Origin of the sequence: Shewanella sp. Pdp11, from assembly GCF_002838165.1 — a bacterium.
Taxonomy (GTDB): Bacteria; Pseudomonadota; Gammaproteobacteria; order Enterobacterales; family Shewanellaceae; genus Shewanella; species Shewanella hafniensis.
In genome coordinates this window covers 4,468,137-4,488,908 of record NZ_CP015194.1, presented here as the reverse complement: position 1 = coordinate 4,488,908, position 20,772 = coordinate 4,468,137, and the positions used below count along the sequence as shown (strand labels likewise).

Sequence of the window (20,772 nt, the reverse complement as noted above, 5' to 3'; positions counted from 1 at the left end):
TTGAGCCAGTTTGGCTCAAGGATCTTCACGCCCGTCATGGGATTTAAGGAGTGCCAGATGAAATCAATGCGTTTAGGCTTAGTAGGTTTGGTGGTCGTGCTCGGATTATCCGCCTGCGCGACCACGCAATCGCCAACGGGGCGAGGGCAGACTTTGCTCTTTTCAGCGGCGCAGATGCAGCAGATGGGTGATGCTTCTTTTGAAGAGATGAAAAAGCAGCAAAAGGTGAGTAGCGATAAAAAGCTGACGCAATACGTGAATTGTGTCGCCAATCGGGTGACGGCAGTGCTGCCGAATCAAACCCAGCGCTGGGATGTGGTCTTGTTTGACTCTGAACAAGTTAACGCCTTTGCACTGCCGGGCGGCCATATTGGTGTGTATAGCGGCTTACTTAAGGTCGCCAATGGTCCTGATCAGCTTGCTACTGTGCTTGGTCACGAAGTGGCGCACGTATTGGCGCAACATGGTAACGAGCAGGTTTCTCGTGGACAGTTAACGGGCGTCGGTATGCAAATAGCCGATGCGGCGTTGGGGGCGAGTGGCGTGTCGAATCGCGACTTATATATGTCGGCGTTAGGACTCGGTGCTCAGGTTGGGGTGATTCTGCCCTTTGGCCGCGCTCAAGAGAGCGAAGCCGATGTGATGGGCTTAGAGCTGATGGCGAGAGCCGGTTTCGATCCGGCACAAAGTGTGACCTTATGGCAGAACATGTCGAAGGTGGGCGGCAGTCAGGGGCCGGAATTATTATCAACCCATCCATCAAACAGTAATCGCATCGCTCAGTTGCAACAACTGCAAGGGCAGATGCAGCCACTCTATGTCAGTGCTAAAACTCAAGTGAAGAATCAATGTGTGGCGCCGAAATAAGCTGCACGCTGCATAGCGAAGTGTCACTTAGCTGAGTGTTAGCGGTTGTTTTCTGGCTGGTATGCGTCCTTAGCCTATTTACGCTTTTGGATAAATACGCAATAAGTGTGTAAAAAAGCCGCCTTAGTTAAATAAGCAGTCAGTTTATCAGCATAGCTCGCTGAACTATGGTAAACTGGCGCGCAAAATTCCACTGATAAATTGAGAGTCGTTAATTATGTCTGATAAATTCAGTACTGTTGAACAGCAAGCAAGCTACGGTGTAGGCCGTCAAATGGGTGAGCAACTGGCCGCCAATTCTTTTGATGGTGTGGATATTCCAGCCGTTCAAGCGGGTTTAGCCGATGCGTTTGCCGGTTTAGAAAGTGCTGTGTCTATGCAAGATCTGCAAGTTGCGTTCACTGAAATTAGCGGTCGTATTCAAGCTGCTCAAGAGCAAGCTGCTGCAGCTGCGTCTGCTGAAGGCGATGCCTTCTTAGCGGAAAATGCTAAGCGTGATGGCGTGACTGTGACTGACTCTGGTCTGCAGTTCGAAGTATTAGTCCAAGGTGACGGTGCTACTCCAACTTACGAAGATACAGTGCGTACTCACTACCATGGTTCTTTCATCAATGGTGATGTGTTCGATAGCTCTGTGGTTCGTGGTCAACCAGCTGAGTTCCCAGTATCTGGCGTTATCGCTGGCTGGACTGAAGCACTGCAACTGATGCCAGTTGGCACTAAGTTGAAATTATTTGTGCCACATCACTTAGCTTACGGTGAGCGCGGCGCGGGGGCATCAATTCCTCCTTATTCAACTTTGGTATTCGAAGTTGAATTATTAGATATCATCTAATATTGATAAAACGCCTAAGCCTGTCTTAGGCGTTTTCTTATGGAAGACAAAGAAAGATTGAGGAGATTGAAATGAGTGGACAAGTGAGAGTGGCAATCGTCGGTGCCGGTGGTCGTATGGGACGCACTCTTATTGAAGCGGCTTACAATCATGACCATATATTGCTGGGTGCCGCTATTGAGCGCGCAGGCTCTAGTTTAGTGGGCGTGGATGCGGGTGAGCTAGCTGGTGTGGGTAAATTAAAGGTCATGATCATGGATTCGCTGGATTACGCGACCGATGATTTTGATGTCTTGATTGATTTCACTGCGCCAGACGCCAGTATTGTCCATTTAGATTGGTGTGTGCGCCATAAGAAAGCCATGGTGATCGGCACAACCGGTTTCAATCATGCTCAAAAAGAACAGATCAATGCCTTTGCCGAGCAAACGCCGGTCGTGATGGCGCCAAATATGTCTGTGGGTGTCAACTTGATGTGGAAATTACTCGAACTGGCTGCCGAAGTCATGGGTGATTACACAGATATCGAAATTATCGAAGGTCACCACAGACATAAAAAAGATGCGCCGTCGGGTACAGCCCTGAAAATGGGTGAAGTGATTGCTAAGACCTTAGGTCGCGATCTTGAGAAATGTGCCGTGTATGGCCGCGAAGGGATCACGGGTGAACGTGACCGTGAAACCATAGGTTTTGCGACCATTCGTGCCGGTGATCTCGTTGGTGAACACACGGCCATGTTTGCCGATATCGGTGAGCGTTTAGAGATCACCCATAAAGCTTCGAGTCGTATGACCTTTGCTAACGGCGCTATGCGTGCCGCCCACTGGCTCGTGGAGCAAAAACCGGGCTTGTATGATATGCAGCAGGTTTTAGGTTTGCATTAATATTAAAAACGCCGATATGGCGTTTTTTTTTGCACCCAGATACCAATGGGTGGACGGTTTCACGTTTTTCCTGTAAACTCGTCGGAATTTGTCAAAATTTCGTAAATTAGCGGAAATTGGTATCTTAACATAACACAAAAAACATTATATTTCAGTGGCTTGGCTCTTTATGGAGGTCGCGTTGACAAAGTCTGCCTTACTCGTACTCGAAGATGGAACTGTATTCTCTGGCACAGCAATTGGTGCCGATGGTCTCTCTGTTGGTGAAGTTGTTTTTAACACTTCCATGACAGGTTACCAAGAAATTTTAACTGATCCATCCTACTCACGCCAGATTGTAACATTAACCTACCCACACATAGGCAACACTGGTACCAATGATGAAGATGTTGAATCCGATGGGGTTCACGCTTGTGGTCTTATCATTCGTGATCTTCCGCTCATCGCAAGTAGTTTCCGTAATCAACAAAGCTTAAGTGATTATCTCAAAGCGAACAATGTCGTTGGCATAGCAGATATTGATACCCGCAAGTTAACGCGTATTCTCCGTGAAAAAGGGGCACAAGCCGGTTGTATTATGGCAGGTGCAGACTTAGACGTAGCCAAAGCGCTCGCCGCTGCCAAAGCCTTCCCCGGTTTAAAAGGCATGGATCTCGCTAAAGAAGTCACAACCGATAAAACCTACACATGGCGCAAAGGCAGTTGGCGTTTAGTCGGCGGTTTACCTGCAGATACGCCAGCAAATGAGCTTAAATACAAAGTAGTCGCCTACGACTACGGCGTTAAGCAAAACATTCTACGTATGTTAGTGGACCGCGGCTGTGACGTCACTGTTGTGCCAGCTAAAACCTCTGCCGCCGACGTGTTAGCGATGAATCCCGATGGTGTGTTCCTGTCGAACGGCCCTGGCGATCCAGAACCATGCGATTACGCGATTGAAGCGATTCAACAAATTCTGAAAACTGACACACCGATTTTCGGTATCTGTTTAGGTCATCAGTTGTTGGCTCTGGCCTCAGGCGCAAAAACCTTAAAGATGAAGTTTGGCCACCACGGTGCAAACCACCCAGTGAGCAATATCGAGCAAGGTAATGTGATGATCACCAGCCAAAACCACGGTTTTGCTGCAGATGAAACGACCTTACCCGCCAACATTAAGGTGACGCATAAGTCGCTGTTTGATGGTTCACTGCAAGGTATTCATCTTACTGATAAGCCCGCGTTCAGTTTCCAGGGGCACCCTGAAGCGAGTCCAGGCCCGAACGATGCCGCACCGCTGTTCGATCACTTTATCGAGCTAATCGAACACTATCGTCTTGTAACGAAACGTCAGAACGCTAAGTAATACGCAAGCTAGGAGAAGAGAGAAGCAATGCCAAAACGTACAGATATAAAGAGTATTCTTATCCTAGGCGCCGGCCCAATCGTGATTGGTCAGGCATGTGAATTTGACTATTCTGGCGCACAAGCGTGTAAAGCGCTGCGTGAAGAAGGCTACCGTGTCATTCTGGTGAACTCTAACCCTGCCACCATTATGACTGACCCAGAAATGGCCGATGCCACTTATATCGAGCCGATTCACTGGGAAGTGGTCCGTAACATTATTGCTAAAGAACGCCCAGACGCGATTCTGCCAACCATGGGCGGCCAAACCGCACTGAACTGCGCATTAGAACTCGAAGCTAAAGGCGTACTGAAAGAATTTAACGTCGAGATGATTGGCGCGACTGCCGATGCCATCGATAAAGCTGAAGACCGTAGCCGCTTTGATAAAGCGATGAAAAGTATCGGTCTTGACTGTCCACGTGCGGGCATTGCCCACAATATGGAAGAAGCTTACGGCGTACTCGATCAAGTGGGTTTCCCTTGTATTATCCGTCCATCCTTTACTATGGGTGGCTCGGGCGGCGGTATTGCCTACAACAAGGAAGAGTTCGAAGAGATCTGTTCACAGGGCTTAGAGTTATCGCCAACGAATGAACTGCTGATCGACGAATCACTGATTGGTTGGAAAGAATACGAGATGGAAGTGGTACGTGACCGCAACGATAACTGCATTATCGTTTGCGCCATCGAAAACTTCGATCCTATGGGTGTGCACACGGGCGACTCTATCACAGTTGCGCCAGCACAAACCCTGACAGACAAAGAATACCAAATCATGCGTAACGCCTCTATGGCCGTACTGCGTGAGATTGGTGTTGAGACGGGCGGTTCGAACGTACAGTTTGGTATTAACCCGAAAGATGGCCGTATGGTTATCATCGAGATGAACCCACGTGTATCGCGCTCTTCAGCATTAGCATCAAAAGCAACGGGCTTCCCGATTGCGAAAATCGCCGCTAAGTTAGCGGTGGGTTTCACCCTTGATGAGCTGATGAACGACATCACGGGCGGTCGCACGCCAGCGTCATTCGAGCCTGCTATCGATTACGTTGTGACTAAAGTGCCACGCTTTAACTTTGAAAAGTTTGCTGGTTCTAACGATCGCTTAACTACTCAGATGAAATCTGTGGGTGAAGTAATGGCGATTGGCCGTACTTTCCAAGAGTCATTGCAAAAAGCTTTACGTGGTTTAGAGGTTAGCCGTAACGGTTTAGACCCTATCACAGATATGGCAAAACCTGAGGCAATGCAACGTATTCGTCACGAGCTGAAAGAGCCAGGTTGCGACCGTATTTGGTACATCGCCGATGCGATGCGTGCGGGGTTGAGCTTAGATGAAATCTTTAAGCTGACCAATATCGACCCTTGGTTCTTGGTGCAAATTGAAGAGCTGATCAAACTCGAAGGTGTGGTTGCTGAAGTTGGGCTGGCTGGTCTGGACCATGACTTACTACGCAAACTGAAACGTAAAGGTTTTGCCGATGCGCGTCTGGCCGATGTATTAGGCGTGAACGAAGCCGAAGTGCGTAAGCTGCGTGATAAGTTTGACCTGCACCCCGTCTACAAACGTGTGGATACCTGTGCCGCTGAGTTTGCTACCGATACCGCTTACATGTACTCAACGTACGAAGAAGAATGTGAAGCTAACCCATCGACCCGCGACAAAATCATGGTGTTAGGTGGCGGGCCAAATCGTATCGGTCAAGGTATCGAATTTGATTATTGCTGTGTACACGCGGCGTTAGCGCTACGTGAAGACGGTTATGAAACCATCATGGTCAACTGTAACCCTGAAACCGTTTCAACCGACTACGACACGTCTGACCGTCTATACTTCGAACCCGTCACACTGGAAGACGTACTAGAAATCGTCCGCATCGAGAAGCCAAAAGGCGTTATCGTGCAGTACGGTGGTCAAACACCATTGAAATTGGCCCGTGCCTTAGAAGCCGCTGGCGTACCTGTCATTGGTACTAGCCCTGACGCCATCGACCGCGCCGAAGACCGTGAGCGTTTCCAGCAAGCGATTCAACGCTTAGAGATGAAACAGCCTGAAAACGATACCGTGACTACGGTTGAAGGTGCTGTGATTGCCGCCGAGCGTATCGGTTATCCGTTAGTTGTGCGTCCATCCTATGTACTGGGCGGCCGCGCGATGGAAATCGTCTACGACAAGCAAGATTTGCTGCGTTACTTCAACGAAGCCGTCAGTGTATCGAACGCGTCGCCAGTATTACTCGATCGCTTCTTAGATGATGCGATTGAAGTGGATATCGACGCAGTATGTGACGGTGAAATCGTGGTGATTGGCGCGATTATGGAGCATATCGAGCAAGCGGGTGTTCACTCAGGTGACTCAGGCTGTTCGCTGCCGCCATACACGCTAAGCCAAGAAATCCAAGATCGTATGCGCGTGCAAGTCGGTAAGTTGGCGATGGAACTCGGTGTTGTTGGCTTGATGAACGTACAGTTCGCCGTGAAAGATAACGAAATCTATATGATTGAAGTTAACCCACGTGCTGCCCGTACTGTGCCATTCGTGTCTAAAGCGACCGGTGTGCCTTTAGCTAAGATTGCCGCGCGCGTGATGGCGGGTCAAAGCTTAACGTCGCAAAACTTCACTAAAGAAGTGATCCCACCTTTCTACTCAGTGAAAGAAGTGGTGTTGCCCTTTAACAAGTTCCCGGGTGTTGACCCACTGTTAGGCCCAGAAATGCGCTCTACCGGTGAAGTCATGGGCGTGGGCGATACGTTCGCCGAAGCCTATGCCAAGGCGCAGTTAGGGGCCACTTCTGAAGTGCCTAAGTCGGGTCGTGCGTTATTGTCTGTGCGTAACAGCGATAAGAAACGCGTTGCCGATTTAGCGGCTAAGCTCATCGAGCTCGGTTACCAAATCGATGCTACTCACGGTACTGCGATTATCCTTGGCGAAGCGGGTATCAACCCACGTCTAGTGAACAAGGTACACGAAGGTCGTCCACACATTCTCGATCGCATCAAGAATGGTGAATACACTTATATCGTGAACACTACCGAAGGCCGCCAAGCGATTGAAGATTCTCGTCAATTGCGCCGCGGTGCACTGCGTTACAAAGTGAACTACACCACGACCATGAACGCTGCATTCGCCACGTGTATGGCCCATGCCGCTGATGACCGTACTAATGTGACGTCAGTACAAGAACTGCATTTACGCGTATTGGCTAAATAAGCCATAGCGTTAATGTCGTGAGTTAGAGGGCCGCATAACTTAGGTTATGCGGCCTTATTATTTAGGCCAATGTTTGTTTTACTGAGTTTGTTTTGAGTATGACTTAACTCTTTTTATCTTCTATTTATGTTGCCTGAGAAAATTATGCCTGCGCCAGCCGCTAGTCCTACTAAAGTTGATACGTTTATTGCGCCGCCTTGCCACGGGCAAATACGCGTGCTCTATCAAGATAGCGACATTCTGCTGATTGATAAGCCGAGTGGATTATTGAGTTTATCGGGAAAGAATCCGCTGAATCTCGACTCAGTGCATTATCGCTTAGTGCAGGATTTTCCGACGGCCACTTTGCTGCACAGGCTCGATTTTGGCACTTCGGGTATCATGCTGGTGGCGCTGAATAAAAGCGTGAATGGCTTGCTGACCAAGCAGTTTCAGGCACGCACGGTCGAGAAGCGTTATACCGCCTTGTTGCACGGACATATCGCCGCTGACAGCGGGGTGATAAATTTGCCGATCGCTAAAGATAGTGACCATTTCCCGCTACAAAAGATTTGCCACAGTACAGGTAAACCTGCGATCAGCGAATATCGGGTGCTTGAGCGGTTAACCGACCCTTTTGCCACGCGGGTCGAATTTACCCCTGTTTCCGGCCGAACCCATCAACTGCGGATCCACAGCCAGCAATTTGGCCACTCGATTCTGGGATGCGATCTCTATGGTGGCGTGGGTGAGAGTGTGGCTAATAACGCCGATGCAGCTGATCCAGACATGACTAAGAGAGTGAGTAACAGCAGATTAATGCTACATGCGACCCGCTTAGTATTTAATCATCCTATTACGGGGGAGCGCATCGACTGGCTTTGCGAGTGTCATTTCTAAGTGCTTGCTGAAGAGTCATAGAGTTTAGCATTCAGCACTTAAGACCTAGAACAATGGGTTTAGTGACCTAGCCCGATACGTTCGGTCTGCATGGGCGGCGCATCGTTGGGGAGCCAAGTATGGTAAATCGCCTTGAAGGTGCCATCCGCTTTTATCGCTTCTAGGGCATTTTTCCACTGCTCGATCACCTCATTGGGCGTGCCTTGTGAGAAGGCAATATACAGATGGTTAGCGCTGATCGTGAACAGGGACTCTACATCATCAATGCTTGCACCCGCATCCGATAAAATATTCGGCGCGGTGAGATTGGCATTACACCAAAGGTCGATACGGTGCTTCATCAGTTGTTTTGCACTCAATAAGGGCGCGGATGAGGCGGCAACGTTTGTAAATCCCAGTTCGAGCAATAGGCGCTCTTCCACTGAGGCACGATAGACACCAATTGCCTTCGCCGTTTTAGCATCTTCTATTGAGGTAATTTTTATACCGCTATTTTTTAAGGCATAAAAATTGGTTGTGCCGACAGCAACAGGTCCAATCATAGTAAACATCTGTTCTCTTTCTGCGGTGCGCGTCATAGTAAATAACACAGTATTGGGCTGCTCGGTCAACATTTTCCAGCCGCGAGCCCAAGGTACGACTTTAATTGGATCTGGACTCTTGATGCGTTTTTGAATTTCTTCTACGACTTGTACTGCTAAACCAGCAGGTTTGCCATCAACAGAAAAACTGATCGGTGACCATTCTTCCGTATAGATGTTTAGCGGCTGTGCGCTCAGGGAGAAAGCGCAGCAGAGGATAAGTGATAGCAAAAAGTTTGTGACTAATTTCATTAATAACCCTAAAGATTAGAACGTTATAATTGAGTCTCACTGCTTGCTCTTAAAACGATTAAAGATGAACGCTGTGTTCAAATCAAGTATAGCTAGGGGTTGATTTTCTAAGATGAAATTTACTATATCGTTTTTAACGATAAAAAAGAGCGCGAATATGGCGCTCTTAGGTAGGTTTTATCAATGCGACTGCAGCCTGTTAGAAAACATCAGGCGCGATAGACATCGCGCATCAGATTATCAATACAGTGCACAACGCGCATACTGGCGTCTTCCATTGAGTGTAGTTGTTTGACCATCTCAGGTAAATTACCTTTTTGTCTGGCATTGAGTGCGGCTTTACCCGCTTCGTGCACCGCTTTATGTGGTGCATCTAAGGCTTTGAAGTTACTCAAATGCTGATAATTCTCAGCCCCAAACCCTTTGAAATACCATTGTCCGAGACGGCACTCAGTGTGAGAGTTTACACTGTGATTATGCTGTGGTTTTTCAATTAATTGATAAACACTGCTTTTCCAAACCGCGTGGTCGAGCTTAGTGGTATTTAAGAATGACGCGGTAGCAGCGTTATGGATAACCTGCTGCATTTGCTTTGAACGATTCAGTACATCCTCGACCACTTGGCCGATTTGGGTAGAAGAGCTGGCCACGTCAATAGCGCTACTTTGATTGTTATGGACAATTTCTTTAATTTCTGCCGCTTGAATAACGATTTGTTTTACGAGTTTTTCAATGTGGCTACTGGCTTCGTGGGCTTTACTGGCAAGCTGGCGTACTTCATCGGCAACCACAGCAAAACCGCGTCCCGCTTCGCCTGCGCGAGCGGCTTCAATGGCGGCATTCAATGCCAGCAAGTTTGTTTGTTCTGAGATGCCTTGAATCGCGGCGACAAATTGGTTAATTGAAGAGGTCGTCGCATCTAGTTCAGTAACGGCTTTCATACTGCTCGACGCTTGCTCATTAATATAAGTCGCCCTAGTGCCTAAACTTGCCACGGCGATGCGGGTTTGATCAAAAATCTTATCGAGCTCTGACAGTGAATCTTGTTCAGCGGTAAGTAATTCGGCGCTGTTGGCTAATCCTTCGCGCACCGCATTGAGCATGTCTCCACCTTGGTTTTGGCAGGCAATGACCTCAGTGTAGTGATCCGCATTTTGTCGTGATTGCTGCTGCATAGTCTCATTTTCACGGATCATGCCACGCAGTTCATCGATTTCATTTTGGCGTTGTTGTTCTAATTGGATAAGCCGCTCTTTAAGCGCCTTATTTTCAGCTTTGAGCTGGGAATTAAACCACATAAAAAACCTCTAACGTCGCAAGGACTATGGCTATTGCTTATCGATTTACAGTGACTGGGCTCAGCGGTAAATATTGCAATGTTAATAAAAAGTAAAACCATTTGGGTGTTGAAATATTAACTGATCCTTGCGCTTTATTCTTAATTTTTTTAGAGTTTTTGTCGCTTTAATGCGTTGGCGCAAATTAACCCTATTTTTTGAATGAAAAGTGAACCAAGCTAACATTGAAAACTGGGTCAAGTCAGCTGAGCTGGTTCACTTTGAGGTTTTATCGCTATTGATTAGCGCTATGAAGGCTTTATTGCATGCCTATGGCATGGGTAAGTCGAGCACCATAGTTGCAATGCTGAAATAAACCAGCACGCCTATGATATCGGCGATGGAGGTGATGAGTGGCGCACTCGCCGCCGCAGGATCCATCTTCAATTTGCTCAGTAAGAAGGGCAGAGACATACCAATCAAGCTGCCAATAATCACCACGATTTGCATAGTGAGCGCGACAACCAGTGCGATTTCAGGCCCGCCACGCCAAAATCCTAGCAAGGACACTGCCGCCGCCATGCTGGCACCTAATAATCCGGCGACAAATAACTCACGGCCTAACATAGATAGCCAGTCCTTGAGTACCACTTCCCCCGTGGCTAAACCGCGTACCATTAAGGTCGCCGATTGTGATCCCGCATTACCGCCGCTATCGATCAGTAGCGGTAGGAAGAAGACCAAGGACACATAACTGGCGATTGTATCTTCGAAAAACGCGATACCCGCTCCTGAGAAGATATTACCAAACACCAAGATTACCAGCCAAACCACGCGCTTGCGGTAAAGCAAACCTATGCTAGCGGTCTTAAGGTTATGGTCGATATTGCCTATGGCCGCGGTTTTTGTGAACTCAAGATCCGCCTGTGAGCTGGCAATATCCATAGCATCATCATAGGTGACGATACCGACAAGCTGGCCTTTGCCATTGACTACAGGCAGCGCCATTAAGTCGTAATGGGCGATCATTTGCACCGCTTCTTCACGAAAGGCATTGGCATCGAGGGCGACGGGATCGGGCTTCATAAAATCGACCACTCGCTCGTGTGGCTGCGCCAGCAATAGCTGCCTTAACGACACAGTACCAATTAAGCGGCCTAACATATCAACCACATAGGTTTGATAAATGGTTTCCTTATCGGCGGCCTCAGTGCGTAGGGTATCAATGGCTTCTGCCGCAGTATGGCGGCTATTGAGTAATGTGTAATCCGAGGTCATGACAGCGCCAACCTTCGCCTTGTCATAGGCGGCGAGGGTGCGCATATCTTCCCTTTTGGCCAATGCTAGCGCAGGTAAAATTGCCGCTTGCTGGGTTTCATCGAGCAGATTGTAAAGGTCGGCACGTTCATCGGCCGCCATGTGCACCAGCAGCGCAGATAGCGTGGTTTTGTCTAGCTGCTGAACTAAGCTCGCCTGCAATTCGTCGGTCAGGTAGCGAAACAGATTGGCGCAAACCTTAGGTGAGACCAGTTGCAACAATAGGACTTGTTGAGCTTGATTAAAGACGTTAAAAACGGCAGCGATATCGGCAGGATGGCGCTTTTCGGCTAATTCAGCCATGGCGCTGGCACTGCGTTGCTCGATAATCATCTGCAGGTTATGGATGATTTTTTTGGTGTTGTTTGTGCTGTTATTCATGTTCATAGTTCATTCTCTCAACGATCTAGTGACCAAAGTAAAAAGTGATGTCTGCGCCAAGTTGCAGCGCGTTACCACTAAGGGCATTGCCTAAGCTCAATTCCAGCTGTAGCTGTCGTTGCGGCGTGTGTTGATAGGCGAACTGATAGGCAGCTTCGCTCAACTCTTTTTGATAAAGCTCAGCTATCACGCGGTGATGGCTATTGATTTCATAGGCCGCCGCGATACCCGCAAGTAATTGGGTCGATTGATTAAATTCATGGGTGAAACCTAAGTTGGCATACAGGCTGACATCGGAATCGCCTAAGGTTTTGCCCATAATGCCGAAGGCTTCGGTGGTAAATCCGTTGCCGATATCGAGGTTTTTCTGCAAGTTGATCACCACTGCGCTGTGCCAATCATTCTGCTGCCGATCTGAATCCGAACCTGAATCTGAGTAAGAGCTTAAGTTGAGCGGTAGCTTGATACCGACTTCAGCTTGCTCCTCACGAATAGCGTCATTGGCATTGGACGCTAAACCTAAGTGCCATTCCCATTGATTGCGGCTGCAAGTCGTGGCAGCGTTAAATTGTGGGCTAGCATGATCCGACCTAGGTTGTTGCCAGCCCATTTCTAATTCACAGTGCTCCGCGAGAGCGGGGTCATCCACTTCGAGGTGTGATGCCGCCGCACTCATGCTGTAGTACAAACTGATACTTGCACAGGATAGAGACCGCAAAATTGCTGTGTTGTTTATGTAAGCCATATTTAGGCTCCTCAGATGTAAACCCTTAGGTGTTAATCCATAGGGAAAACGAAGTCCACTGAGGCAAAAAACGTGCTTTGAGATGCAAAAAATACCCATAACTGAACCCCAGCGAATATGCTGGAATGGCGAAAGCGCAGCCATAGGCTCAGGCTTTATGGTTTGTATTTGATATTTGGGGGAGGCGGAGTGAAGAATGGTTCACGCTACTACCCTGCTTAGCAGGTAGCAGCAAAAAAATTGCGGGCTAGTGCTAGGCGTTAAATCCTGTCTTTTGGACAGGGCGTCTACTGTCGCTTATGTGTGTGCCCACAGTGGGTCTCCGCAATGATTAAAAGTCGCCATCATTCTAATGGGCCAAAAGTGAAAGTCAACCGCACAAATCGTTACCTATGTTTTTGTTTAAATTTAGATTTTAATCAGATGTAAATATTATGGTATTGCTTGAGTTTGTGTATGGTTATTGGGCTGGTTGGTGGATTTATGTGCAGATGCTTGTTGTTGATTTGTTTTATGGGCGTTGGCTGTGATGCTGACTCTATGAGGTGTCTAATCTTTATTATCGGATATCAGGTATCGGATATTGATGCGTCGATTGAGTTTGGCTAACACCTTATCTCAAATGGATTATTTGGCATTGATGCGCATCGGGTATACCCTTGTTGTGTCAGTTCCTGTGAGTCAAACTGATCTCTCTGACAAATTAAGACCGGTCGCCGTATTCAGATTTGGAGGTATTAAGCCGTGGCATACAATATCGATGTGGATGGGTTGGACTCCATGGCTGCGGCTGTTGAACATAATGACATCGAACAGATGAGAGTCGCCAATATCAAAATCGCCAGTATCAATCTGTTTAACTTTATTGAGCCGCCTTTGGCTTACTACGACTTTGAAAATATCTATAGCCATGGTCAGTGGCAGAAAAAGTGCCAATGGCTGAGTGAGTTTCTCACCCATCGCCAGCCCGATATTGTCGGATTTCAAGAAGTGTTCAGCCCTGAACCACTCAAACGAATCGCCAGCGAGCAAGGGCTAGCGCATTTTGCTGTCGTCGATGCGCCCACGCTTATCAGTGATTATATTTATCGTAGCCCTGTGGTTGCGCTTGCGTCCCGGTATCCCATAGTGGAAATCAGCAGTGTCGAACCAGATGCACGCTTAGTGGCAGCAATGGGATTATCGAGTGAATTTGCCTTTAGCCGTAAGGTGCTGCGCGCAACCATTGAGGTGCCACACATTGGTAAGTGTGATTTTTATGTGGTGCACTTTAAATCAAAACGCGCCGGATTAGCCCTCGAGCCTAAGCTAATTGAACCTAAGCGATTTGAAAATCAGCCCCTAGGATTCGATAACTCGGCGCCCGCAGCGAGCATAAAACTGCATTCAGAAACCCAATTACTCACAGAGCAAGCTTTAGGCCGCTGGGCATCCACCATGCAGCGCGGCGCGGAAGCTGCGTTATTATTCAATGGCATATTAGTACGTAGACAAGCATCTAAATATCCCGTCATAGTGATGGGCGACTTTAATGACAGCCTGACAATGGGCGCCTTAGATGCGCTAACAATACAGGGCGAGAGTATCCACAGTAATGACATAAAAGCTGCGGGCCTTGGGCATTTATCGGATGCGGCGTTAGCGGCGGTGTTTGCTCAATATCAACTTAAGGATGCCTATGAGTTATTTATCGAGGCCAACCTATTTATCAATGCCAATCAGCAGGGCAGTTTGACGGGTAATACCGCTTACCATAGGGAACACAGAGCGGCGACCCATTACTATGGCCCTAAAGGTTCTGTGCTGGATTATATTTTGCTTTCGAGCGAGTTCGATGCGAGCCATGGCCGCAGTTTAGCCCAAGTGGTGGATTATCAAACCTGCGACAGGCATTTAGTCAGACCCGAATATGAACGCGATGCCTACAGTACTGACCATGCGCCCGTCATTGTTGAGTTAGCGCTACGTAGCTAAGTTCTCGTGTTTACTGATTAATTCGTTTTATTTCAATCATGTCAGTTGTCTTTATCGTGCAGGCATCTTCTCGCTACGGTTTTGTTATCGTTGTTTCATTAACCATTCCAACATCATTTCGCATGAATATCATTCAGAATTAACCGTTAAAATAAGGTATGATCGGCAACCCGTGGATGATGGTAAATAAGCGCTGCAGCGCGTTCGGTACTCGCACTTAGGTGACATTGGGTATATCATCCGTTTCCCATTTTTTAGACTGCAGCCCTTTTTTAGTGGCGGCACTATTTTTAAAGGCAACTATGGCTATCAGAATCAAACTTAAACCCGGCCGCGAGAAGTCACTCGAGCGTCGCCATCCTTGGGTATTTTCCAATGCTATTCATAACATTAAAGGAAAACCTGAAGCGGGTGAGACCGTCGATGTGGTCGCCCATGATGGTCATTGGTTAGGTCGTGGTGCTTGGTCGCCTGAGTCGCAAATCCAAGTGCGGATTTGGACTTTTGATCGCGAAGAAGAAATTGATCGCGCGTTTTTTGCCAGACGTTTGCAGCGGGCGCAAATCGGCCGTAACGATCTGATCCGCGAGCAAGGCTTAACGGGCTATCGTTTAGTGGCCGCCGAGTCCGATGGTTTACCTGGGATCACCATCGACAGATACGCCAATGTGCTGGTGTGCCAGTTACTGAGCACAGGTGCTGATTTATGGCGCGACACCTTAGTTGAGTTATTGGCCGAGCAATATCCTGATTGTGCTATCTATGAGCGTTCCGATGTGGATTCCCGTAAGAAAGAAGGCCTGCTACCTGTGACGGGTTTGCTGCATGGCACTCTGCCTGAAATGCCAGTGATTATCGAAGAAAACGGCATCAAGATCGCCGTCGATGTGATTAAAGGCCATAAGACAGGTTTCTATCTCGATCAACGGGATAACCGCGCCATTGCTGCCCGTTTTGTGAAAGATAAATCGGTATTGAACTGTTTTTGCTACACGGGCACCTTCGGTTTGTACGCCGCCAAAGCGGGCGCCGCCAGCATAGAAAATGTCGATGTGTCTTCTTTAGCATTAGCGACGGCGCGCCAAAACATGCAAGTGAACGGTTTGAGTGATGACAATGTGCATTACAATGAAGCCGATGTGTTCAAGTTGCTGCGCCAATACCGTGATGAGGGCAAGACCTTCGATGTGATCGTACTCGACCCGCCTAAGTTTGCCGATAATAAGGCGCAGTTAAACGGGGCTTGCCGTGGTTATAAAGACATCAACATGATTGCATTGCAGTTGTTGAATCCGGGCGGCGTGTTATTGACCTTCTCTTGCTCGGGATTAATGCCTGCGGATCTATTCCAAAAAATCGTGGCCGATGCCGCGCTCGATGCGAAACGTGAAATCCAGTTTATCGAACGCTTAAGTCAAGCGAGCGATCACCCCATAGGTAGCGCCTTCCCAGAGGGATTCTACTTAAAAGGTTTAGTCGCCAGAGCTTGGTAAGAGTCGCCAGAGCTTGGTCGATAGTCGCCATAGCTTAAGCCAAGCGCTTGATATAAGCTGTCTGCGATGTGGGTTTAGTTAGAGAATAGGCCGTTTAGTCAGAGAATAGCTGGCTGAGTCAGATAACATTGAACCCTAAAAAACCATAAAAAATGCCAGCCCTTTGAAAAAAGTGGCTGGCATTTTTATTGCGTATTTTTACTGTGTTTTTTACATCTGCAGCCTTGTGACTGCGATGTAGCTTTAATACTTAACTTATTCGGCTTTAAAGGTTTTTACGCCATCAGGGGTGCCGACTAACAACACATCTGCGCCGCGTTTGGCGAACAGACCGTTAGTGACGACACCGACTATCTCATTGATCTGACTTTCCAATTCCTTTGGATTAAGGATCTTAAGATTGTACACATCGAGGATCACGTTGCCGTTATCTGTCACAACACCTTCACGGTACACAGGATCGCCGCCTAGCTTAACTAACTGACGTGCCACATAAGAGCGCGCCATAGGAATGACTTCAACTGGCAGTGGAAATTCACCTAGGATGTCGACTTGCTTAGTGTTATCCACGATACAAATAAACTTTTCAGCCACAGCCGCGACAATTTTCTCGCGAGTTAATGCCGCGCCGCCGCCTTTGATCATATCCATACGGTCGTTAATTTCATCGGCACCGTCCACATAGACAGATAAACGATCGACGCTGTTTAAGTCATAAACGGGAATACCCAGCGCTTTCATTTTCTGAGTTGATGCCTCAGAGCTAGAGACTGCACCTTCGATATCGGCTTTCATGGTCGCCAGTGCATCGATAAAGTGATTCACAGTCGAACCCGTACCAACACCAACAATGCTGTCTTTTTCAACGTACTTAAGTGCGGCCCAACCGGCAGCTTTTTTCATTTCATCTTGAGTCATGTTGACATCCTGTAACGGCAAATGAGTAAAAAATTCTGCGCTTAGTATACTCTTTTCCGATAAATAATGTGGCGCAATTCCACCGAGGGTGTGATCTAGATTGCTGGCTGGTCAATATCCGTCAGAGGCCCCAATAACCTAAGTAACTTAAGCAGTTAAGTTGGAAAGCATTTCGCTATACGTCACTAATCTAACTAAGCTACTATGGCAAAAGTAGAATGATTTATTGAGGATTCAGCATGGCAGGAGCGAGTTTATTAACCTTACTCGACGATATCGCATCGATTTTGGATGACGTCGCGGTAATGAGTAAAGTAGCGGCAAAGAAAACCGCGGGTGTACTGGGGGATGATTTAGCCCTCAATGCCCAGCAAGTGACGGGCGTAAGCGCCGATCGTGAATTACCCGTAGTGTGGGCGGTGGCTAAGGGATCATTCCGTAATAAGTTGATTTTAGTGCCAGCAGCAATGCTTATCAGCGCTTTTATTCCCTGGGCTGTCACCCCTTTATTAATGTTTGGTGGACTGTTTTTATGTTACGAAGGGTTTGAAAAACTGCATCACAGCTATAGCCACAGAAAAGGCCAGCCACACAGCGAAACGCAAGAGGAACGTGAGTTACCTGAGATTAAAGATTTCGCCGCCTACGAGGCCGAAAAAGTCAAAGGGGCGATTCGTACCGACTTTGTGTTATCGGCGGAAATTATTGCCATTACCCTTGGTATCGTGGCGGACAAATCCCTATCAACACAGTTTTTTACGTTAGCTGTCATTGGGATAGTCATGACCATAGGCGTGTATGGCTTAGTGGCGGCAATTGTGAAAATGGATGATGCGGGTTTGTACTTGAGTCAACGTGAAGGCGCCTCTGTATTAACTCAAATGAACCGTAAATTAGGTTTTGGTTTATTGAGCGCAGCTCCCGTATTAATGAAAAGTTTAACGATTATTGGCACGGCAGCCATGTTTATGGTGGGCGGTGGGATTTTAACTCATGGCCTACACCTAGTCGGCGAGCAAATCCACCATGCTGAACAAGCGGTTGCTGCCATTGGTGTTGTTGGACCTGTGCTTGCCGTACTGACACCAAGTATTCTTAATGGCCTATTTGGCGTTGTTGCTGGTGCAGTCGCACTCGCTGTGATGACAGGGATACAGAAACTGCGTAGCGAGTGAGGTGCGCGCATCGACAATCGAGGGTTAACTCAACACGGAAGGGCGACGATGAAGTTAATGAAGTACTGTATCTCCCCGAGTAAGTTGGCTTGGTTACGCAAAGAATTAGGTAAAGATGCCAACGGCTTGATTGCAGCAATGGATGCTGCGGGCACGGCTTATCTTGATAACCTCAATGCCTCGACTGAGCCGCTGAAAAGTGAGCGGGTATCGGCCGAGGCTGAAAATGCGATTAAAGCTAAAACTCAACTTCAAGCGCAGCGTCAGTGGGTATATTTGTGGCTGCAGCAACGTATCGCTTTGACTACACGTATTGATGATATTGAACTTGCAGCGTTAGCAGCTTTTGAATTTCAACATGTCCGCATCGAGGTAGTTGAGCCGTCGGAGTTCGATGCGGTTGTCGCGCGATTACAGGCCGAGCCAGTCTTAGGTTTTGATACTGAAACCCGTGCGAGTTTTGAGCGCGGCGTACAATATCCCCTGAGCCTTATCCAAATCGCGACAGCTGACGCTTGTTATCTATTTCAGCATGCCATTTTAGGTGAGCAATTCACTCAGTTAAAAACCGTATTAGAAGATGAAAACATACTCAAAGTTGGCGTTGGATTACGCAGTGATGCGCATGCCCTCAAGCGGCAATGGGGCATCAATGTCGCTTCAAAGTTGGATTTAAACTGGGCATTGGCGCAACTGGGGGCTGATAAGGAGATGGGGACGCGCCAATTGGTGGCGACTCTGCTGGGTACCCGTATTGATAAGCCGAAAAAAATCACCCTATCGAATTGGCAGCATGTGCCTTTATCTGGCGCGCAAATCGATTATGCCGCTGCCGATGCCTTGGCAGCGCTCAAGTGTTTCAATGCGTTAATCACTCTGCTGACGCCTTTTTATCGTGTATCGACTGTTCCAAAAGCCGCGCCGTTAATCCCTTTGAGTCTAGTGGCGCCTTTGGCGAAATATTTCAAGGAGGTTGAATGAAGCGCAAAAACCAAGATGCCCCAAAAGTTAAAATCATGTCATCACACTCGGATATGAGTTCGCAGGGCACCAGTACCTTAGGTTTGATTTACCGCGTGCTGGGCATGTTGATCCTGCTAGCGATGATCACCCTAGGGGTGAATGCCTGGGCTTAGTGATTTTGTGAGCATCTGCTAACAGGTAAAAATAAAGGAGAACGCTATGTTAGATGCCATTTGTGAACTCGAAACAGAGGATCATTTAACAGCGAGAACCACTTACAGTGTTTTTAAGTTTCAGCAATTACCCGATGAAGATATCGAGCGCTTACGACAATGGTTAAGTTGCCCTGCATGCGGCGGAAAAGCGTATTTCCGTAAAGCTTCCAAGGATGGCAAAGCCGCCTGTTTCGGCTCGCGTTATCACCAAGCCGATTGCATTGAATTTAAACCCTCGGCGCAAAAATCCCACGAGGAACAAGATGCTATCGAAGTGCAGCAACAGCTGGTGGACGCCGATGCGTTGATGATCGATTTCAGCCGCAAGCCTCGCCGCCATTCTTCCGCAAATAAAGCATCCACTGCGTCATCCGCAAGTAAGGCAGCGCCGACGTCTAAGTCGTCTTCAATATCTAAGTCATCTTCTGTATCTGAGTCGTCACCATTACCTGTTGCACCGTCAATGGACGCTCAAGTGCAAGAGTCGAAAACAGACTACCAAGTTAACACTGCGGCGTGCACAACCGAGAAGCGGGTACCAAGCCAAGGGCTCGAAAAGTTACTGCACAGTTTATTGCGCGGTACTGATCTGGCGAAGTCTGATCTCTGGGTATACACAGACAGTGAGCGTAAATACCGTTGGCGGGCGAAGAACCTGTTCGTCAACTTTGCCGATGCCGACCCGCTTGATAACAAACCCCACATGTATTGGGGCACTATATCCCATACAGACCCGACCATGAGCTGGCTTAATCCCGCCGACAGTAAAGATATCGGCATTCCTATCGATGGGATAAAACTGCCATTATTAGCGCAATTTGAAATAGAAGATAAACGCGATCTAGAAGGTGCGGGATTGATTTTATTTGGCAAATGTTTTTGGAATAAAGAAAAGACCCGCAAAATTATTCAGCTGTGGAATAACGATTTGCAGCGGATTTTTATCTCAAAGCTGGAAGATTAGCTTTGGGCAGAAACTAGAATTGGGGAGAGAAAAGGGGCTATTCCCGACGCACAAAAACGTCTTAGTAAAAGTCCCTATCTATTTTTCGCTGATTAAGGCGCTTACTTGCCGCAGCACTTCTTGAATTTTTGACCGCTACCACAAGCACAAGGCTCGTTACGATTTGGTTTTTTCTCGAACGTTGTCGTTTTAGGTTTATTCAATAAACCTTCTAATTCAAGGATATCTTCAGCAACATCAGCATTGACTTCGATATTGGCGAACAGCTGGTGTTCGGCAACAATCGCGGCAACTTCGAGTTTACGCGCTTCATCGGCAACAATTAATTGCAGAGGGAAAGCTTCTGTACCCGGTTTAGCGGCACGCTTAGTGTTATAGCCAAAGCTCTCATGCTTTGGCTTAGGTGTTTTACGACCTTTGAAGAAAAATTTGTCTGACATCTTGGTTCCGTCGAG

The 20,772-nt window shown here is 47.7% G+C and carries 18 protein-coding genes; 12 read left to right on the top strand and 6 right to left on the bottom strand.

The features are described 5' to 3' along the window. Nucleotides 1–57 precede the first annotated feature (57 nt). The 6 genes from AYJ58_RS19785 (at nucleotide 58) to AYJ58_RS19760 (ending at nucleotide 8,062) form a co-directional block, all read left to right on the top strand. Nucleotides 58–867, top strand: a complete 810-nt coding sequence (locus AYJ58_RS19785; protein WP_106651406.1) for a M48 family metallopeptidase — start codon at nucleotides 58–60, stop codon at nucleotides 865–867. A 217-nt stretch (nucleotides 868–1,084) separates the two neighbouring features. Further along, nucleotides 1,085–1,702, top strand: coding sequence for an FKBP-type peptidyl-prolyl cis-trans isomerase (locus AYJ58_RS19780; protein WP_006083907.1), 618 nt, complete (start codon nucleotides 1,085–1,087; stop codon nucleotides 1,700–1,702). A gap of 71 nt (nucleotides 1,703–1,773) precedes the next feature. Next, nucleotides 1,774–2,586 carry a 4-hydroxy-tetrahydrodipicolinate reductase gene (dapB, locus tag AYJ58_RS19775; protein ID WP_006082785.1) on the top strand — a complete coding sequence of 271 codons (813 nt, stop codon included), beginning with the start codon at nucleotides 1,774–1,776 and terminating at the stop codon, nucleotides 2,584–2,586. Nucleotides 2,587–2,755: 169 nt separating this feature from the next. Beyond that, a complete protein-coding gene (gene carA, locus AYJ58_RS19770; RefSeq protein ID WP_106651405.1) occupies nucleotides 2,756–3,931 on the top strand; it encodes a glutamine-hydrolyzing carbamoyl-phosphate synthase small subunit in 1,176 nt (391 codons plus the stop codon). Nucleotides 3,932–3,958: 27 nt separating this feature from the next. Next, entirely contained in the window at nucleotides 3,959–7,183 is a 3,225-nt protein-coding gene (gene carB, locus AYJ58_RS19765) for a carbamoyl-phosphate synthase large subunit (protein ID WP_106651404.1), read from the top strand. Between the two features lie 144 nt (nucleotides 7,184–7,327). After that, nucleotides 7,328–8,062, top strand: a complete 735-nt coding sequence (locus AYJ58_RS19760; protein ID WP_106651880.1) for an RluA family pseudouridine synthase — start codon at nucleotides 7,328–7,330, stop codon at nucleotides 8,060–8,062. Between the two features lie 59 nt (nucleotides 8,063–8,121). Here the strand turns inward: AYJ58_RS19760 and AYJ58_RS19755 are convergent, their stop codons facing one another. From AYJ58_RS19755 to AYJ58_RS19740, 4 genes are all read right to left on the bottom strand, one after another. Continuing rightward, the gene (locus AYJ58_RS19755) at nucleotides 8,122–8,895 is read right to left on the bottom strand and encodes a substrate-binding periplasmic protein (protein WP_106651403.1); all 774 of its coding nucleotides are present in this window, start codon (nucleotides 8,893–8,895) and stop codon (nucleotides 8,122–8,124) included. A 209-nt stretch (nucleotides 8,896–9,104) separates the two neighbouring features. After that, nucleotides 9,105–10,193 (bottom strand): methyl-accepting chemotaxis protein, encoded by a 1,089-nt coding sequence (locus AYJ58_RS19750; protein ID WP_106651402.1) that lies wholly within the window; start codon nucleotides 10,191–10,193, stop codon nucleotides 9,105–9,107. Between the two features lie 309 nt (nucleotides 10,194–10,502). Further along, complete coding sequence (gene mgtE, locus AYJ58_RS19745; protein WP_106651401.1) at nucleotides 10,503–11,876, bottom strand: magnesium transporter; 1,374 nt, start codon at nucleotides 11,874–11,876, stop codon at nucleotides 10,503–10,505. Nucleotides 11,877–11,895: 19 nt separating this feature from the next. Then, nucleotides 11,896–12,615, bottom strand: a complete 720-nt coding sequence (locus tag AYJ58_RS19740) for a hypothetical protein (RefSeq protein WP_106651400.1) — start codon at nucleotides 12,613–12,615, stop codon at nucleotides 11,896–11,898. A 744-nt stretch (nucleotides 12,616–13,359) separates the two neighbouring features. Between AYJ58_RS19740 and AYJ58_RS19730 the strand changes: the two genes are divergently transcribed. Beyond that, complete coding sequence (locus tag AYJ58_RS19730; protein ID WP_198555530.1) at nucleotides 13,360–14,589, top strand: endonuclease/exonuclease/phosphatase family protein; 1,230 nt, start codon at nucleotides 13,360–13,362, stop codon at nucleotides 14,587–14,589. A gap of 302 nt (nucleotides 14,590–14,891) precedes the next feature. Beyond that, nucleotides 14,892–16,082 carry a class I SAM-dependent rRNA methyltransferase gene (locus AYJ58_RS19725; protein ID WP_106651397.1) on the top strand — a complete coding sequence of 397 codons (1,191 nt, stop codon included), beginning with the start codon at nucleotides 14,892–14,894 and terminating at the stop codon, nucleotides 16,080–16,082. 255 nt (nucleotides 16,083–16,337) lie between these two features. Here the strand turns inward: AYJ58_RS19725 and rpiA are convergent, their stop codons facing one another. After that, nucleotides 16,338–17,000: a ribose-5-phosphate isomerase RpiA gene (gene rpiA / locus AYJ58_RS19720; RefSeq protein WP_106651396.1), complete on the bottom strand. Its 663-nt coding sequence runs from the start codon at nucleotides 16,998–17,000 to the stop codon at nucleotides 16,338–16,340. Nucleotides 17,001–17,239: 239 nt separating this feature from the next. On the opposite strand from rpiA, the gene AYJ58_RS19715 reads away from it, so the two are divergent. Genes AYJ58_RS19715 through AYJ58_RS19705 form a run of 4 tightly spaced genes read left to right on the top strand, consistent with a single transcriptional unit; the run spans nucleotide 17,240 to nucleotide 20,317 of the window. Continuing rightward, nucleotides 17,240–18,175 (top strand): DUF808 domain-containing protein, encoded by a 936-nt coding sequence (locus AYJ58_RS19715; RefSeq protein ID WP_106651395.1) that lies wholly within the window; start codon nucleotides 17,240–17,242, stop codon nucleotides 18,173–18,175. 48 nt (nucleotides 18,176–18,223) lie between these two features. Further along, nucleotides 18,224–19,156, top strand: coding sequence for a 3'-5' exonuclease (locus AYJ58_RS19710; RefSeq protein WP_106651394.1), 933 nt, complete (start codon nucleotides 18,224–18,226; stop codon nucleotides 19,154–19,156). Next, nucleotides 19,153–19,311, top strand: a complete 159-nt coding sequence (locus tag AYJ58_RS21985; protein ID WP_198555528.1) for a hypothetical protein — start codon at nucleotides 19,153–19,155, stop codon at nucleotides 19,309–19,311. Before AYJ58_RS19710 ends, AYJ58_RS21985 begins: the two co-directional genes overlap by 4 nt. A 46-nt stretch (nucleotides 19,312–19,357) precedes the next feature. Continuing rightward, entirely contained in the window at nucleotides 19,358–20,317 is a 960-nt protein-coding gene (locus AYJ58_RS19705) for a hypothetical protein (protein WP_106651393.1), read from the top strand. 101 nt (nucleotides 20,318–20,418) lie between these two features. Here the strand turns inward: AYJ58_RS19705 and AYJ58_RS19700 are convergent, their stop codons facing one another. Beyond that, nucleotides 20,419–20,757 (bottom strand): PBPRA1643 family SWIM/SEC-C metal-binding motif protein, encoded by a 339-nt coding sequence (locus tag AYJ58_RS19700; RefSeq protein ID WP_106651392.1) that lies wholly within the window; start codon nucleotides 20,755–20,757, stop codon nucleotides 20,419–20,421. Nucleotides 20,758–20,772 lie beyond the last annotated feature (15 nt).